The organism is Streptomyces sp. NBC_00513, assembly GCF_041431415.1.
Classification (GTDB): domain Bacteria; phylum Actinomycetota; class Actinomycetes; order Streptomycetales; family Streptomycetaceae; genus Streptomyces.
This window is the reverse complement of sequence record NZ_CP107845.1, coordinates 6949999-6966965: the sequence shown is the minus strand read 5'-3', so window position 1 is coordinate 6966965 and position 16967 is coordinate 6949999. Positions and strand designations below refer to the sequence as shown.

At 73.6% G+C, this 16967-nt stretch carries 10 protein-coding genes; all 10 read left to right on the top strand.

Annotated features, from left to right (window positions below; translation table 11 throughout):
• The first annotated feature begins 424 nt into the window (after positions 1–424).
• Positions 425–2140 carry a BTAD domain-containing putative transcriptional regulator gene (locus OHA84_RS31490; RefSeq protein ID WP_266968538.1) on the top strand — a complete coding sequence of 572 codons (1716 nt, stop codon included), beginning with the start codon at positions 425–427 and terminating at the stop codon, positions 2138–2140.
• Positions 2141–2248: 108 nt separating this feature from the next.
• On the top strand, positions 2249–4471 hold the full coding sequence (locus OHA84_RS31485; RefSeq protein ID WP_266968539.1) for a TOMM precursor leader peptide-binding protein: 2223 nt from the start codon (positions 2249–2251) through the stop codon (positions 4469–4471).
• Positions 4461–6410 (top strand): TOMM precursor leader peptide-binding protein, encoded by a 1950-nt coding sequence (locus OHA84_RS31480; protein ID WP_266968541.1) that lies wholly within the window; start codon positions 4461–4463, stop codon positions 6408–6410. The genes OHA84_RS31485 and OHA84_RS31480 overlap by 11 nt, the downstream gene beginning before the upstream one ends.
• A gap of 52 nt (positions 6411–6462) precedes the next feature.
• Positions 6463–8007 carry a SagB family peptide dehydrogenase gene (locus tag OHA84_RS31475; RefSeq protein ID WP_266968543.1) on the top strand — a complete coding sequence of 515 codons (1545 nt, stop codon included), beginning with the start codon at positions 6463–6465 and terminating at the stop codon, positions 8005–8007.
• Positions 8008–8062: 55 nt separating this feature from the next.
• A complete protein-coding gene (locus tag OHA84_RS31470) occupies positions 8063–10867 on the top strand; it encodes a lantibiotic dehydratase (protein WP_266968545.1) in 2805 nt (934 codons plus the stop codon).
• The gene (locus OHA84_RS31465; RefSeq protein WP_266953234.1) at positions 10855–11916 is read left to right on the top strand and encodes a lantibiotic dehydratase C-terminal domain-containing protein; all 1062 of its coding nucleotides are present in this window, start codon (positions 10855–10857) and stop codon (positions 11914–11916) included. Before OHA84_RS31470 ends, OHA84_RS31465 begins: the two co-directional genes overlap by 13 nt.
• Entirely contained in the window at positions 11913–13037 is a 1125-nt protein-coding gene (locus OHA84_RS31460; RefSeq protein WP_266968547.1) for a peptidase M50, read from the top strand. The genes OHA84_RS31465 and OHA84_RS31460 overlap by 4 nt, the downstream gene beginning before the upstream one ends.
• Positions 13038–13149: 112 nt before the next feature.
• The gene (locus OHA84_RS31455) at positions 13150–14097 is read left to right on the top strand and encodes an ABC transporter ATP-binding protein (RefSeq protein WP_266953230.1); all 948 of its coding nucleotides are present in this window, start codon (positions 13150–13152) and stop codon (positions 14095–14097) included.
• Entirely contained in the window at positions 14094–14849 is a 756-nt protein-coding gene (locus OHA84_RS31450) for an ABC transporter permease (RefSeq protein WP_266953228.1), read from the top strand. Before OHA84_RS31455 ends, OHA84_RS31450 begins: the two co-directional genes overlap by 4 nt.
• Positions 14846–16837 (top strand): TOMM precursor leader peptide-binding protein, encoded by a 1992-nt coding sequence (locus OHA84_RS31445; protein ID WP_266968550.1) that lies wholly within the window; start codon positions 14846–14848, stop codon positions 16835–16837. Before OHA84_RS31450 ends, OHA84_RS31445 begins: the two co-directional genes overlap by 4 nt.
• The last annotated feature ends 130 nt before the right edge of the window (positions 16838–16967 follow it).

Sequence of the window (16967 nt, the reverse complement as noted above, 5' to 3'; positions counted from 1 at the left end):
CGTCCCGGACGTGACGCGCGCTCGGCTTCCGATTCTTCAAGGCCATCGTGGCCGGATTCGACCGTCGAGGATCAGTCATATCGCCGGCGGGATAGCGATTCTCATTCGTGCCGACCAGGCCTCACACTCATGATTCGTTTACGCCTGAACCTTTTTGACGAGCCGCCGGTAACTCCACGGGGCGGTCATGTGACGGAAAGGAGAGGAACACCCGTCACATCGGATTCGAGCCGGCGCATGGCTCGACTTTCACAAGATCCGTTATGTAGTGTTCCGTTTATCCACCGCCCAACGGGGGGCGGGAGAGCAGCTACAGGCTTGGTATGGACCAGTTCCGTGCCGGGCCTCGCTCGCGGGCTCGGCCGACCACCGCCCCCGTCATTCGCCGTTCCGCTCCATACGTGACCCGACACGGGGGACCTTCATGCGGTTCCAGCTTCTGGGGCCCTTGAGTATTGCCCACGGCCCCGAAACCGTAGTTCTCAAACCATCCAAACCAACCAGCCTGCTCGCCGCTTTGCTGTTGCATCCGGGCGCGGTCGTTTCCACCGACTATTTGTTGCGAGCCGTGTGGGACGAGGAACCTCCCGCCACCGCACGGGCCGCACTTCAGACGTGCGTCCTGCGACTTCGCCGGCTATTCGTCAAGTACGGCATATCCGCCACCACCATTGAAGCCGTACCCGGTGGATACCGTATGGCCAATGACGTCGAGACCCTCGATCTCGCACTGTTCCGATTTCTCGCGGGGCAGGCGCGCGCCGCCGCCGGCGAGGAAGAGGAGTTGTACCGACTCCGCGCGGCGCTCGCCCTGTGGCAGGGGCAGCCACTGGCCAACGTGGCCTCGCGCATGCTCCAGCGGGACGCCGTCCCGGCCCTGGAGCAGGAGCGGTTGCGAGTCCTGGAGCGCGTCTGCGATCTGGAACTCGCCGCCGGGAACTGCCACCAGGTGCTCGTCGACCTCTACGAGGGCGCTCGCCGGCATCCGGTGCGCGAACGCTTCACCGAGCAGCTCATCGAGGCGCTCTACCGCACCGGGAGACAGGCGGAGGCCCTGGCCGAGTACCGGGCGATCAAGGATCGACTGCGCGACGAACTCGGGGTCGATCCCGGACCGGGACTGCGGCGGTTGGAGCTGGCCATCCTGCGGGCCGAGGAACTCGGGCGGCCGATCCCCGTCGTCGCGCGAAGACCGCCGGTGGTCATGGAGTTGCCGGCCGCCACCACCGAGCGGGTGTCACCCGTGACGGGTTTCACCGGGCGCGAGGCCGACCGCGGCGCCATCGCGGCACGGTTGACCGCCCCGGGCGGGCCGCGGCTGATCGTGGTGTCGGGTGCGCCCGGGATCGGCAAGTCGGCGCTGGTCCGGCAGAGCGCGTACGAGGTACAGGACGCCTTCCCCGGAGGGGTGTTCACGGTCCCGTTGGCCCGGTCGGACGGGAGTCCCGTCGATGTCGAGGAGGCCCGCAAGCTGCTGCCCGAACCCGGCGACGGCAGAAGGCTGTTGATCCTCGACGACGCCGTCGGCGCCGGGCAGGTGCTGCCGTTGCTGCCGACCGCGGGTGACACCTCCGTGGTGGTCAGCAGCCGACGCGGACTCGCGGCCGTCGTCGCGACGCGCGGCGGCTCCGTGCACCGGCTGGACGTCCTCAAGGCGAGCGAGGGGTACGCGCTGCTCGCCGGACTCGTCGGGGAGGAACGGATCGCGGCCGAGGAGGAGGCGGCCCGCGAACTGGCCTCCGTCTGCGGGTACTTCCCTCTCGCCCTGCGCATCGCCGCGGGCCGGCTCCTGACCCGCCCCGGGCTCTCGGTCGCCGACTGCTCGGCGTGGCTCGCGCAGGATCCTCCCGCACGGCTGGCCCTGGCGGAGGATCCCCGACTGTCCGTGCCCGAGGTGTTCGGCCAGGCCCTGGCCGCACTCGGCCCGGAGCCACGCGAGGCGTTCCTGCGCCTCGGCTCGCTCGAACCGGGGGCCGACCTCACGTCCGCCGGGCCCTCGACCGTCCTCGAACAGCTGGTGGAGGCCGGGATGCTGGAGGACGGACCGCCCGGCCATCCGTACCGTCTGCACGCGTTTCTGCACGGCTACGCGCGTCACATCGCGCGTGAGCGTGCCGGCGGCCCTCCCCCGGCGCACTGACACCCGACCACCCCCGCCGCGGCCGACCACGGCCCGGCGGCCCCACCGCGCCTCCCGACCCGTCCGTTCCGCTCCCCGTACCGCCCAGACCGCAATCAGGGGTGACCCATGTCCCAAGCCAGTTACGAAGCCGTCGCCACGACCCGGCCCCGGATCCGCCGGGACGTGCTCTTCACGCAGACGCCCGAGGGCGTGTTGTTCCACAACACCGACGGCGGGTTCCGGCTCAACGCCCGTACCGCGTACCGGTTCGCCACTCTCGTGGTGCCGCACCTCACCGGCGAGCACACCGTCGCCGCGTTGTGCGAGGGGCTCGGCGACGACCACCGGGCCATGTTCGGTGAGCTCGTCAAGACCCTCTACGAACGGGACTTCGCCCGCTCCGTCAGCGAGCCGGCGACGGACGCGGCACCGGTCCTCCCGCCCGACGTCGCACGGCGCTTCGCCCCGCAGATCGCGTACGCCGACCACTACGCCGACGACGCCGAGAACCGCTTCCTGCGGTTCCGCGACACGCGGGTGGCGGTGCTGGGGGACGACCCCATCGCCCGCTGGTGCGCCCTGAGCCTGGTGCGCAACGGCTCCGCCCTCGTCGGCGTGCTGCCGGGACCGGACCTCGGGGAGATCGAGCGGGAGGCCGCGGAGGCCTCGGCCGACGGCGCCCCGGTGGAGGTGCGCCCGCTGGCCGACCTCGGAGCGGAACCCGGTTGGGCCGCGTTGGACGGTTTCGACACCGTGGTGGTGACGGGCGGGACGGCCGCGGCGGCCCGGCTGCTGCCCCTGCTGCGCGCCGGCATACCCGAGGGCCGCACCCTCCTGCCGGCCTGGTCGTACGGCTCCGACGCCGTCGTCGGACCGTTGATGACCCACGGGACCACGGGGTGCTGGGCCTGCGCGGCCCTGCGGCTCGGCGCGAACGGGGACACCGCCGGTGCCTCGGCCGAGCTGTGGAGCGCGCTGACCCTGCCGGGGGCGCCGGCGCCGGTCGGCCCGGTGCCGGGACGGCCGCTGGCCGCGATGATCGGCAACCTGCTCGGGTACGAGGTGTTCCGCACGGCCTCGGGCGCCCTGCCGGCGGAGACCTCCGGCCGGCTCCTGGTCCAGGACGTGGAGTCGCTGGACGTCACCGCCGAGCCTCTGCCGCGCCATCCGCGCTGTCCGTTCTGCGCGGAGGCCGATCCCGGCGAGGCGGAGCCGGTGGACCTCGCCGCGGCCGGCGCGTCGGGCGCGGTGTCGCTGCCCACGGTGGAGACGGCCCGCGAGGCCGACGCCCTGGTGGAGGAACTGAACCGGCGCTCCACGCTGGTACGGCCACGCGCCGGGGTGTTCACCCGGTACGCGGACGAGGCTCTGACCCAGCTGCCCCTGAAGCTCGGCGTGGTCGAGCTGGGCATCGGTCACACCGGCCGGCGCTCGGTGGCCGCCTTCGACGTCCACCACGTCGCCGGGGCGCGGATGCGCGCGTTGGACGCGGCCGCGCTGGTGTACGCCGAGCACGTGGTTCCGGCGCGCGGGCCCCTGGCCGACGACGGGTCGCTGCCCGTCGTCGAGGCGGCGGCGCTGGCCCTCGCGAGCGGGCTGCCGGGCCGGGTCCACGCCTGGGAGCGGGCCGTGTCCCTGCTCACGAAGGAGCCCGTACTGGTGCCGGCGGGCGCGGTCAGACCGTTCGGGCCGTACAACGCGGACCGGCTCTTCGAGCGGACCCGGGCCGGGGCGGGCGCCGGTCCCTCCACGGCCGACGCCGCTGCCGCCGGTCTGCTGTCGGCGCTGGGGCACGCCGCGCTGCTGCGCGTCGTACGGGGCGGGGGCGCCGCCGTCGTGCCGCTGCCCGACGCGGACGGGCCGGAGGCCGAAGGGTCGGACGCCGAGCTGGTGTTCCTCGTACGGTCCGCGGACCGGTTGGGGTTGCCGGTGGAGCTCCTGGACCTGGGTGAGGGCGCGCACAGCGGTGCGCAGGTGATGGTGGCCCGGACCGGGGAGCGCTGGGCGGTCGGCGCCGGTCTGGATCGTCGTGCGGCGGCGGTGGAGGCGCTGCGGGAGCTGCTGGGCGCGGCGCAGTACGAGGGCGACGCGACGGTGACGGGCTCCGTCGCGGACACCGGTGATCCGCTGCTGCGGGACCTGGACCCGCGCGCGCTCGCGGTGGCCGGCGAGGCCGCCCCCGTCGGGGGCGGGGCCGGGACCGACTGGACCGCGGTGTCGGCGCGCCTGGAGGCCGCCGGACGGGACGCGTACGTGGTACGGACCGGGTCGGCGGACGTGACGGGCGTGGGCATCCACACCGTGCGGGTGCTGCTGACCGCGCCGCGGGAGCCCCGCGATGACGCGTAGCGCGCTCGTGGACGGGCTCGGGGTCGAGGCGGCCGGGCGGTTCGCCGACCTGCTGCGACGGTCGCTGGACGCCCTCGGCGCGCCGCCCGTGCGGTTGTCGGCGCTCGGGGTGCGGGACGCGTTCGCCGGTCCCGGCGGGTCGTCGCCCGCGGTGGACGCCGCGTCCGGGACCGCCGCGGAAGCCTCCCCGGGCGCCGTGCCCGTCTGGCTGTACGGCCACCAGGCCGTCGTCGGTCCGGTCGTACGGCCTGCGGGCGGGGCGGGGTGTCCGCACTGTCTGGAGCGGCGTTGGCAGGGGGTCCGCTCGGTGGCGCTGCGGGACGCGCTGGAGTTGGGCGGCGGCACCCGGCCGGCGGGTGAGTGGCCGTACGCGCACGCCTTCGCCGCCGATGTCCTCGCGGCGCTGGTCGCGGGAGTCGCCTCCGGCGCGGGCCCGGGGGCCGGGCCGTTCCCCGAGGTGCGGGTGCTGGACCTGCGGGCCGGCACGGTCCGACGGCATCCGCTGGTGCCCGATCCCGAGTGTCCGGTGTGCGCCGTTCCCGTCGTGGACGCACCGAGGTCGTTGGAGCCGGCGCCGGCGGTGAAGTACCGGCCGGGGGTGTTCCGTACTCGGCGCGTGGAGGAGTACGGCATCGACGTGGGGGCGTTCGCGAACCCGCTGTGCGGGGCCCTGGGGCCCTCCCTGGTCCAGGACGTCTCCTCCACCTCCACCTCCGCGACGATCGGTTGCTTCTCCATGCGGTCGGGCGACTACTTGCGCGAGACGTTCTGGGGCGGCCACACGGAGTCGTTCGAACGGAGCGCACTGGTCGGGGTGTTGGAGGGATTGGAGCGTTACGCGGGGATGCGCGCTCGGTCGCGCGTGACGAACGTGCGCGGTTCGCTCGCCGAGTTCGCGGGGCACGCCGTGGATCCGCGCGAGGTCGGCCTGTACGACTCGGACTTCCACCGGGACAACCCGCGGGTGCGACCCTTCGATCCCGATCGGGAGATTCCCTGGGTGTGGGGCTGGTCGCTGCGCGATCGGGAACCGCGGCTGGTTCCGGAGATCCTGACCTACTATCACGCGCCGGGTCTGGAGAACCGGTTCGTGCAGGAGAGCTCCAACGGGTGCGCCTCCGGGGGGAGTCTGGCCGAAGCCTGCTACTTCGGGCTGATGGAGGTCGTCGAGCGGGACGCGTTCCTGCTCGCGTGGTACGGGCGCCGGCGGCTGCCCGAGATCGACCCGGCGACCAGCACGCGGGCATCGACGCGGGCCATGGTCGACCGGCTGGCCCTGTACGGGTACCGGGCGCGGTTCTTCGACACCCGGGTCGACTTCCCGATCCCCGTGGTGACCGCCGTCGCGGAACGGTTCGACGGGGGGCTCGGACGGATGTGCTTCGGGGCGGGGGCCGGCCTGGACCCGGAATCGGCCCTGGACTCCGCGCTGTGCGAGATCGCGACGGACGCCGTGAACCTGGCCGGCCGGACCGAGCGTGACGAGGCCCGGTTGCGGGCCATGGCCGCCGACTTCGACCTGGTGACGGCGCTGCACGACCATCCGCTGGTGTACGGGGTGCCGGAGATGGGCCGACACGCCGATTTCCTGTTGCGTGGACCGCGGGACCGGCCACCGGCCCCGGTGTCGGACCTGTCCTGGTCGGATGCCTCGGGCGGTGGTGTGTCGACGGACGTCCGCGAGGACCTGGACCGGTGCGTCGGGGCCGTGACCGGCGCCGGGTTCGACGTGGTGGTCGTCGACCAGACGCTGCCCGAGCAACGGACGCTGGGGCTGCACACGGTGAGCGTCCTGGTGCCGGGGCTGCTGCCGATCGACTTCGGTTGGTCGCGGCAGCGGGCGCTCGGGATGCCTCGGCTGCGGAGGTACACGCAGCCCGGCGAATCCGGTGATGGGGCCGCCGGTGACTTCAACCCGGCCCCGCATCCCTTTCCTTGACGCAGCATCAGCCGGTTTCGACCGGTCTCCACCGACGACCGTAGGAGGACGTGTGGGTTTCGCCCATGACTATGCCGACGCCATCATGCACCGGGGCAGGGTGCCGATGGAGCCCGTCGACTTCGTACCCGACTGGGCGGACCGCCCGCGCGACGCGAAGTTCTACCCGGGCGCCGAGACCCTGCCGCTTCCCGAGCCGGAACCCGGCTCCGGGGAGGGGGTGTTCACCTTGCCGCTGCTGTCCGGGATGCTGCGGGACTCGTACGGTCTGACCGGCCGCCGCCTGGGCGTGCAGGCCAACACCGATCTGGCGGCGCTTCCGCACTACACGCACGCCAACTGGTCGCGGGGCACGGCGTCCGGGGGCGGTCTGTACCCGGTCGGCGTGTACTGGGTGGCGGGCCCGGGCGGGCCGCTCATACCCGGGGTGTACCACTACGCGCCGCACCAGCACGGACTGCGGCGGCTGTTGGGCGGAGAGGTGGGCGCGGAGGTCCGCGGCGCGCTGGGAGCGGGCTTCCCGGACTCCGGCCAGTACCTGGTCCTGAGCGTCAAGTACTGGCAGAACGCCTTCAAGTACAACAACTTCTCCTTCCACGCCGTGAGCATGGACGTGGGCACCGTGCTCCAGACCTGGCGGCTGTGGGCCAGGGAGCGCGGTCTGCGGATCGCGCCGGCCCTCTGGTTCGACGAGGAACGGCTGGCCCGGCTGCTCGGTGTGGTCCCGCACGAGGAGGGGATCTTCGCGGTCGTGCCGCTGGAGTGGGAGGGCGCCGCGCCGGCGCTGCCGCCGTCCGATCCGGTCGCCCCGGCTCCCGCCGTGCGCCGCCGGGACGCGGAGCGTTCGCGTACCGTCCTGACCTTCGAGACCGCCGGCCGGATCCACGCCGCCACGCTCGGGCGCGCCGAGGACCGGCCCGTGCTCGGGGCGCTCGACGCCGCCGCCGCGGGTCCGCCGGCCGGCGGCGCCCCGGTGTCGCTGCCGCCGGCGGCGCCCCCGCTCAGGGAGGTCACCGCGGCGTTGCGGGCCCGGCGCAGCAGCTTCGGCCGGTTCGACGCGACCCGGGCGGTGGCCGCCGATCGGTTGGCCGCCGTGCTGGCCGACTGCGCCGCGGCCACGGTGGGCAGCGACGCGGAGGGGCCGGACGGGCCGCGGCTCACCGCGCTGTACGTCTTCGTCAACCACGTGGAGGGCGTCGAGCCGGGCGCGTACGCCTACGATCCGGACGGTCACGCCCTGCGGCTGGTGGTTCCCGGTCCCCCCGGGCCGTTCCTCCAGCGCACCTACTTCCTCTCCAACTACAACCTGGAGCAGGCGGGCGCCGTCCTGGTGCCGACCGTGCGGACCGCCGCGGTGCTCGACGCGGTGGGAGACCGGGGCTACCGGCTCGTCGGGGCCACCGTCGGCGCGGTCGCCCAGACCTTCTACACCACCGCCGCCGCGCACGACCTGGGGGCGGGGGTGGCCCTCGGCTTCGACAACATCTCGTACGCCGAGGAGTTGGGGCTCACGGGAACCGACGAGGCCGCTCTGCTGATCATGCTGCTCGGTCACGAGCGGCCCCGGCCCGCCGACTTCCGCCATGAGATCGCCTGAGCCGCACCGCGACGCACTCCTTCGGCGCAACGACGAGAGAACCAGGACGTTCAGGATGAACACCACCACCGATTGGCACGCGGGCGACCGCTTCATGCTGCGCGTGGCCGGGCTGCCCCTGACCTCGGTCGACGGGCTGCGCAGCGCGGACACGCTGCGTTGGGCCGCCGATGTGCTGAGCGCCGAGGACGTGGTCCGCGCGGACGCGGAGCTCCTCGGTGACCTGCTGCACCGGGCGGTCGGCGCGACCGACCCCGCGCCCGGCGGGCCGGGCGCGGCCCTGCGCCGGGAACTGCTCAGGCTGCGGCGGCTGGTCCACAACGGCCGGGCGCCCGCCGATCCGGACGCGGCCGTCCGGATGGTGGCCGGGCTGGGCGGGGACGTGGGGCACCGGCTGGCGGGCTGGCTGGAGCGGCGGGCGGCGCTGGAGAAGCTGCGGGGCGACGGGGAGGCGTTGCTCGCCGCCGATCTGCGGCGCGGTCGTGACGCGCTGCGTCGGCTGCTCGCCGACGAGCGGGTGCGGCACGGGCTGTTGTTGGCCTCGCCGGTGCTGGAGGCGCAGCTCGACGCGTACGCGGCGGCGACGGCGGACGGCCGCGAGCCGGGCGGTCGCACGCGCAAGGTCGAGCGGTCGGCGCTGTCGTACGTGTACCGCACCGCCTGCAAGACCAGCCCGTTCAGCACCTTCACCGCGGTGGCGACCGGCCGGTTCAGGGCCGACGCGGGCACCGAGGGCATCCGGGCCGAGGACCGGTGGAGCAGTCGCGTACGGCTGAACGTCGTGGTGCTCGCCCGGCTCGCCGAGCTGATCCTCGACGACCCGGTGCGCCGCCTGGACCTGCCGCTGCGGCCGGCCTCCGGATGGGGGCGCGAGGACGAGCGGATCCGGTACGTCCGCCGCTCGGTCACGCCGGGGGACGACACCGCGGCGGTCACCTTCGACGCCGTCCGGGACCGGCTGTTCTTCCTGCGGCGCAGCGGCACCCTGGACCGGCTGCTCGCCCTGTTCGCGGACCGGCCCGAGCTGCGCCGGCGCGAACTCGTCCACTGGTTGGCGGCGGAGCACGGCGCGGCGCCGGCCGAGTGCGAGGCGTACGTCTCGGCTCTGATCGAGCTGGGCATGGTCCGGGTGCCGTGCCTGGACACCGAGGTCCACGACGGCGATCCGCTCGCCGCCTTCCGGCGGTCGCTGACCGCCCTGGAGCGACCGTGGGCCGACGACCTCGTCGCGCTCCTGGACGGGCCCGCGCGGGTGTTGGAGCGCTACCCGCTCGCCGGGCCGGCGGAACGGGCCACCCTGTTGCGGACACTGCGCGCCGATCTGGGCTCCGTGGCACGCGAGTTGGGGGCCCCGCCGGACACGACGCTGCCGCAGACCCTGTTGTACGAGGACGTCAGCGCGGGTCGTGACCTGTCGTGCCCGGCGCCCGACTGGACGGCGGACGGGGGCGCGTTGCGTTCCGTCGAGCGGATCCTGCCCGCCTTCGACCTCACGCTGGCGCAGCGCATCACCTTCGAGGGGTTCTTCACCGCCCGGTACAGTGCGGGCGGTCGTTGTGAGGACCTGTTGGGTCTGGTGCACGACTTCCATGAGGACTTCTTCGACCAGTACCTGTCGTTCACGGCCCGGCGCACCCCGTTCGACGCGCACGGGGAGTACGTGCCCGAGGAGAACTGGTTGGGTCTGTCGGGACTCCGGGCGCTGGACGCGGCGCGGCGGGCGTTCGTGACGCGGATGCGGGCGCGCTGGTCGGACCACGAGGAGGCCGGCGGGGCCGGGCTGCGGCTCACCGAGGAGGACGTGGCGGCCGTCGCCGCCGAACTGGAGGGTGTGGCGCCCGGGTTCGCGCCGCGCTGCCACCACGTTCAGTTCGCCCGGGACCCCGCCACGGGCGACCGGATGACCGTGCTGAACCGCTCGTACGGCGGTCTGTCGTTCCCCTTCAGCCGGTTCACGCACGTGTACGAGGAGGAGCCGGGAGGACGCCCGGACCTCGCCGGGGAGCTGCGCGCGACGGCCTCCCGGGTGACCCCCGGGGGCGCGGTGTTCGCGGAGGTGACCGGCGGGCCGGTGACGACCAACCTGAATCTGCACGGACCGCTGACGGACTACGAGATCGTCTGCCCGGGAGAGAGCGGGACCCTTCCCGAGGACCGCCGCCTGGACCTCGGCGACCTGTACGCCGAGCACGATCCGGCGACCGGGCGGGTGGGCCTGCGTTCGCACCGGTTGGGGCGCGAGGTGATCCCCGTCTACCTGGGGTATCTGGTCCCGCTGGCCCTTCCCGCGATCCCGCGCACCCTGCTGCTGCTGTCCCCGTCGTCGATGTCGCCGCTGGACGTGTGGGCGGGCGTGCCGGAGGGTCCGGCGCGTGACGGGGTGACCTCGCGTCCCCGGGTCGTCCACGGGGACCTGGTGCTCAGTCGGCGCTCGTGGAGCACGACGGCCGGTGAGCTGCCGGTGTCGGGAGCGCGGGAGGCCGCGCACTTCGTGGAGTGGCAGCGCTGGCGCCGGACGCACGGACTGCCCGAGCGGGTGTTCGCGACCGTGTCGGCGGGGTCGTCGGCGCTCGGTGCGAAGCCGCAGTACGTCGACTTCGCGTCGCTGCTCTCCCTCTCCGTCTTCGAGTCGCTGTTGCGGGATCCGGCCCACCGGGTCGTCTTCCGCGAGATGCTGCCCGACCCCGACGGGCTGCACACGTACACCTCGGCGGGCGCCCACGTGGCGGAACTGGCCGTGGAGACCTTCACCGTCCCGAGCCCCTCGAACCTCCCGGCTTCCCCGGGCCCCTCGAAGCCCTCGCAGTCACCCCTCTCCCCCGACCGACGCCCGGAAGGCGGTTCCCGATGTCAGAGCTGACCGAGACGCGCGGTGCATGGCAGGCGGTGCACGTCTTCTATGCCGCCAACCCGCAGCCGTTGCTGGTGCGGTGCGTGCGGCCGTTGATCGCCTCGCTCACCGAGGACGGGCTGCTCGCCGGCCACTTCTTCATCAACTACTGGTTGGAGGGCCCGCACGTGCGGTTGCGCCTGCGGCCCGTGACCCCGCAGGCCGCCCCGGAGGTGCGGCGCCGCACCGAGGAGGCCGTCGCCGCGTTCCTGAAGGCCCGGCCGGCGTTGTACGAGGTGGACTCGGGCTTCCTCAACGAGTTCTACAACACGCTCTTCGACATCGAGTTCCCCGAGGGCGACCGCGCCGGTTTCATGGGGCCGGACGGCCGGATGAACCTGCGGCCCAACAACTCGTACGCGTACGAGCCGTACGAGCCCGAGTACGGGAAGTACGGCGGCCCGGCCGGGGTCGAGCTGGCCGAATGGCACTTCGCGCACTCCAGCGATCTCGTCATGGACGCGCTGGGAACGATGAACCTGCACCTGCGGACCGTGCTGTTGGGCACGTCGGCCCAGTTGATGATGGTGATGGCCGGGGTCTTCCTGCCCGACCGGGAGGAACTCGGCGGCTACCTGGACCGCTACTACGAGTTCTGGCACCGGGCGTTCCCGGGGACCGGCTTCATCGGTTCGGCCGAGTACGACCGCACGTACGGGCAGAGCGCGCCGGGGATCGCCCGCAGGTTCGCGGCCGTCCGAGAGGCGCTCGGGTCCGGGGAGACCGGGCGGCTGCCCGCGTTCCTGGCCGGGTGGGCCGAGCACTGCCGGGAGCTGCGCGAGCGGGCGGGGGCGCTGGCCGCCTCCGGGGAGCTGGTGTTCCGTTCCTGGGACGGCACCCGGGACGAGCGGGTGACGGATCCGGCGGTGGCGCTGCCGCTGCTGCTGTCCCCGTACATGCACATGACCAACAATCGGCTGCACGTGACGATCCGGGACGAGGCCTACCTCGCCCACCTGCTGGGTCGGGTGCTGCGGGAGGGCGTGGGCAGCGGGGCCGCCGAGGCGGCCCGGCCGTGAGCGCCCCCTCCCCCGCGCCCTCCGGGATGTCGGCGCACCGGCCCGCGCTGCGGCCCGGGATCCTGCTGTCGCCGCCGCTGCTCAACGGCCCGGCGACCGTCCATCTGGTCAAGGACCCCGTGTCCGGTGCCTCGTTCGAGATCGGGCCCAAGGAGTTCTTCCTCGTCTCACGGCTCGACGGGCGGCGCAGCCTCGCGGAGATCGGCGAGGCCTACGCCCAGGCCTTCGGACGCAGGCTCGGCGAACGGAACTGGCAGCAGTTGCTGGGCCTGCTCGGTACACGGCGGCTGCTCGCGGGCGGACCGCCGCCCGAGCCGGCGGCCGGCCCGGGGCCGCAACGCACCGGAACCCTGCTGCGGGGCACGCTGCGGCTGGTCTCCGACGCGGACGCCACGACCGCCCGGCTGCACCGCTTCCTGCGGCCCGTGTTGCGTCCGGTGGCACTGGTCGCGCTGCTGCTGTGCTGCCTCGCCATGGAAGGGGTGCTCGCCGCGTCGGCGGGCCGGCTCGTGGGCGACCTGTGGTGGCTGCTCTCGCGTCCGGTGCCGCTGCTGGCCGTGGCCACGCTCATGTGGCTCAGCACCGCCCTCCACGAGTTCGCGCACGGGGTGGCCGCCCGCCACGTCGGGGGGAGCGTCGGCGAGATCGGGCTGCGGTGGCGGCTGCCCGCCGCCCTCATGTACTGCACCGTCGACAACTACCGCTACCTGCGCCGCCGTCGTCACCAGCTGGCCGTCGCCGGGGCGGGGGCCTTCGCCAACCTGCTGTTCCTGCTGCCCTTCCTCGGGTGGTGGGCCGCCCTGCCGGTCGGCGACCCCACCGGCCGGGTGCTGGGGGCGCTGCTGCTGCTCGGCAGTGTCCAGGCCCTGGTCAACCTCCTTCCGCTGCCGCCGCTCGACGGCTACACGATGCTCGGCCACGGCCTGCGGGTGACCCGGCTGGCTCCGGCCGGTTCGGCCTACCTGCGGCTGCGGCTGCGCGACCGGACCGCCGCGGCCGCGTACCCCGCCCGGGCGCGCCGGATCTACCTCGCGTACGGCATCGGTTCGGCCGTTCTCGTGCTGCTGCTCCTCTGCGGTGCGGCGGCCGCCTGTTGGTACGCGGTGGCCACCACGACCTGACCCCGACCCGATCCGTGTCCGCAACCGTCCCCGTCCCCGATCCGACCCCGAATCCGCTCCTCGCACGACCCGCACCGATTCCGATCCCGACACCGAGGGAACCGCACATCCCATGACAACTGACAGCAACCGGCCGGCCGACGAGTCCGCCGTCACCATCGAGGACGTCCGCAAGCGCTACGGCGACCGGCATGCCGTCGACGGGATATCCCTCGACGTGCGCCGCGGCGAGTTCTTCGGCCTGCTCGGCCCCAACGGCGCGGGCAAGACCACCCTCATCGAGATCATGGAAGGACTGCGCCAGGCCGACTCGGGCACCGTCCGGGTCCTCGGCCAGAGTCCCTGGCCGCGCAACACCGCGCTGCTGCCCCGCATCGGCGTGCAGACCCAGGCGTCGGCCTTCTTCGTACGACAGACCGCCCTCGAACACCTCTCCACCGTCGCGGGTCTCTACCGCCGCGACCGGGCCGCCGCCGCCCGCACGTTGGAGACGGTCGCGCTGACCGAGCAGGGCGGGGTGCTGGTCGAGAACCTCTCCGGCGGTCAGCGCCAGCGCCTGGCCATCGCCTCGGCCCTGGTCCACGACCCCGAGCTGATCTTCCTGGACGAGCCGACCGCCGCTCTCGACCCGCAGGCCCGCCGGGACCTGTGGGAGGTGCTGCGCACCCTCAAGAGCGAGGGCCGCACCATCGTCTACACCACCCACCACCTGGACGAGGCAGAGGCCTTGTGCGACCGGGTGGCGATCCTGGTCGGCGGCAAGGTGGCCGCCCTGGACTCGCCGCACCGGCTCGTCACGGCGGCCGGGGCCCCGGCCCGGCTGCTGTTGCCCCTCGGCAGGATCGGCGTCGAGGAGGCCTCGGCTCTGCCCGGGGTGGACCGGGCCGACCTCCAGGGCGGCTCGCTGGTCCTGGAGACCGCCGTGCCCGGCAAGGTCCTCCAGGCCCTGGACGGACTCACCGGGCTCGACGGGGTGATGACCCGGACGGCCACCCTGGAGGACGTCTACCTCGAACTGACCGGCACAGCACACCACCACCCGACGGAGTCCCAGGCATGAGCGCGTACACGGCCCTGACCGCAGCCGGCTACCGGGCGCAGGTCCGGGACAAGGCCACCCTCTTCTTCACCTTCGCCTTCCCCCTGCTCTTCCTGGTCGTCTTCGGGCTGATCTTCAGCGGGCAGGACGTCGAGGAGAGCGGCCGCCCCTACATCTCGTACATCGCGCCGGGCGTGATGTCGTGGGGCGTCGCCAACGCCGCGGTGTTCGGCATCGCCTTCACCCTCATGCAGTGGCGGCGCGACGACCTGCTGCGGCTGATCCGGTTGACGCCGACGCCGTTGACCACGGTGCTCGCCTCGCGGTACGTACTGGCGCTGGTCGTCGGCGTGGTGCAGGCCGCGGTGTTCGTGGCGGTGGCGATGCTGCCCGGCTTCGGGCTGGAGCTGGACGGGCGCTGGCCGTTGGTGCTGCCCGCGCTGGTGCTGGGCATCACCGCCTTCATGGCGATCGGGGTGATCGTGGGCACCTACGCGAACACGCCCGAGGCGGTCGCGGCCATCGCCAACTGCATGATGGTGCCGATGGCGTTCCTGTCCGGGTCGTTCCTGCCGCTGGACATGATGCCGTCCTGGCTCCGGTCGGTCTCCCGGGTGTTGCCGTTGCGGTACCTCAACGACGCCGCGACCGGCTCGCTGACGGGGTCGGGCTCGCTCGCCACGATCGGTGTCGGGTGCGCGGCGCTGGCCGGCTTCGCCCTCCTGTTCGGGGCCATCGGCCTGAAGACCTTCCGGTGGAGCAACCAGGCATGACCGGGACCCTCGCGGACGCGACGACCCCGGAGCCGGCGGGCCCCGGATCCGGGGCTCCCCGGTCGACGGCGCCCTCGGCCCCCGACGGGACTCCGTTGGAGCGGGCCCGCCGGGAGCTGGCGGGGGCCCTCGCCGGGCTCGGTGCGACGGTGGTCACCCTCGGCGTCCACGACGCCCTCGGACCGCGCGCCGCCGACCCCTTCGCCGGGGTCCGGCCGGCCGCCACGGTGCACCTGAGCGCGCGGGACGTCCTGGTGGGCCCCTGGGGCGGCGACGGTACGGCCCCGGCCTGCGGGCAGTGTCTGGCGATGCGGCGGCAGCGGTTGCGCAGCCGCAGCGAGCGGGACGCGCTGGAGACCGGCGTCGGCACGCCGGTCCCGGCGGCCCGGGAGCGGCCCTGGCTGACCGCGTTCGCGCGGGATGCCGTCCACGCCCTGCACCGCGCGGTCTTCGGCGGGGAGGTGGCCGAGGTCGGCCCGTCGGCGGCCGACCGGGCGCTGCCGCGGGTGTCCCGGTTGGACCTGGAGACGCTGGCGGTCACCCACCATCCGCTGGCCGCCGACCCGCTGTGTCCGGACTGCGGACCGCGCGGGACCGACGGGCCCCGGCCGTTCGTCGCGCGGTCGCGGCCGAAGCCCCACCCGGGCGCGCGACGGCTGCGCGCGGCCTCCTCGTACCCGTTGCCGCGGGAGGCGCTGGCCAATCCGGTCACGGGGGTGCTGGGCGGGGGCACCTGGATCAACGTCACCTCCCCCACCACCGCGCCGGTCGCGGGCAGCGTGTTCATGCGCGGTTACGCCGGTCTGACGGACGTCACCTGGAGCGGGCAGGCCAACAGTTTCGAGGGGAGCCGCGACCTCGCGTTCCTGGAGGGGCTGGAGCGCTATGCGGGGACCCACCGCAGGACGGGGAGCTCCCTGCTGATGGCCTCCTACGCGGAGTTGGGCGATCGGGCCCTGGATCCGGCGCGGTGCGGTTTCTACGCGCCCGCCACCTACCGGGACGACCCGCTGGTCTCCCCGTTCGATCCGCGGCGCCCCATCCCCTGGGTGTACGGGCACGCGCTGGGTGCGGACCGGCCCGTGCTGGTGCCGGCGCGGCTGGTGCACTACAGCGCGGGGGTGGAGGCCGACAACTTCGTCTTCGAGTGCTCCAACGGCTGCGCCATCGGCAGCTGTGTGGAGGAGGCGCTGCTCGGGGCGCTGCTCGAACTGATCGAGCGCGACGCCTTCCTGCTGGCCTGGTACGGCGGCCTGCGGCTGCCGGAGATCGACCTGGCGACGGTACCGGGCGCCGCGGTCCGCATGATGGTGGATCGGGCGGCTCTCCAGGGGTACGACGTGCACGCCTTCGACAACCGGATCGACATGGCGGTCCCGGTGGTGACCGCGCTGGCGGTGCGTCGCGACGGCGGGCCGGGCCTGTTCTCCTTCGGGGCGGGCGCGGCGCTGGAGCCGGCGGCGGCGGTGGAGGCCGCCTTGTCGGAGGTGCTCACCTACATCCCGCATCTGCCGGGGCAGGTGGCGGAGCGGCTGGGCGAACTCCGTGCCATGGCGGCCGACTTCGGTCGGGTGCGACACCTGAAGGACCACGCGCAGTTGTACGGGCTGCCCGAGATGGCCCCGCACGTGGGGACGTACCTGGATCCGCCGGCCGTTCGTCCCCTGGCGGATCTCGACCCGTCGACGGGGCCGGACGGGCGACCCGCGTCGGAGGACCTGCGGAATGATCTCCGTTGGGTCGTCGCGGAGTTGGCGCGCATCGGGCACGAGGTGATCGTGGTCGACCAGACGACGCCGGAGCAACTGCGGGCGGGACTGAGCACGGTGTGCGCGATCGTGCCGGGGCTGTTGCCCATCGACTTCGGTTGGTCGCGGCAAAGGGCCCCGTACATGCCCCGGTTGAGGACGGCCGCACGGCGGGCGGGACTCCGCGGGACGGACCTGACGGACGCCGACATCCGGATGGTGCCGCACCCGTTCCCCTGACGGCCCCCGGTTCCGCCGGCGCGCCCGGTTCCTCTGGCGTGCCGGCGTCCTCTGGCGCCCCGGCGTCCTCTGGCGCCCCGGCGACGCACGACGCCCCGGCCCCCGCGCGTGCGGGGACCGGGGCGTTCCC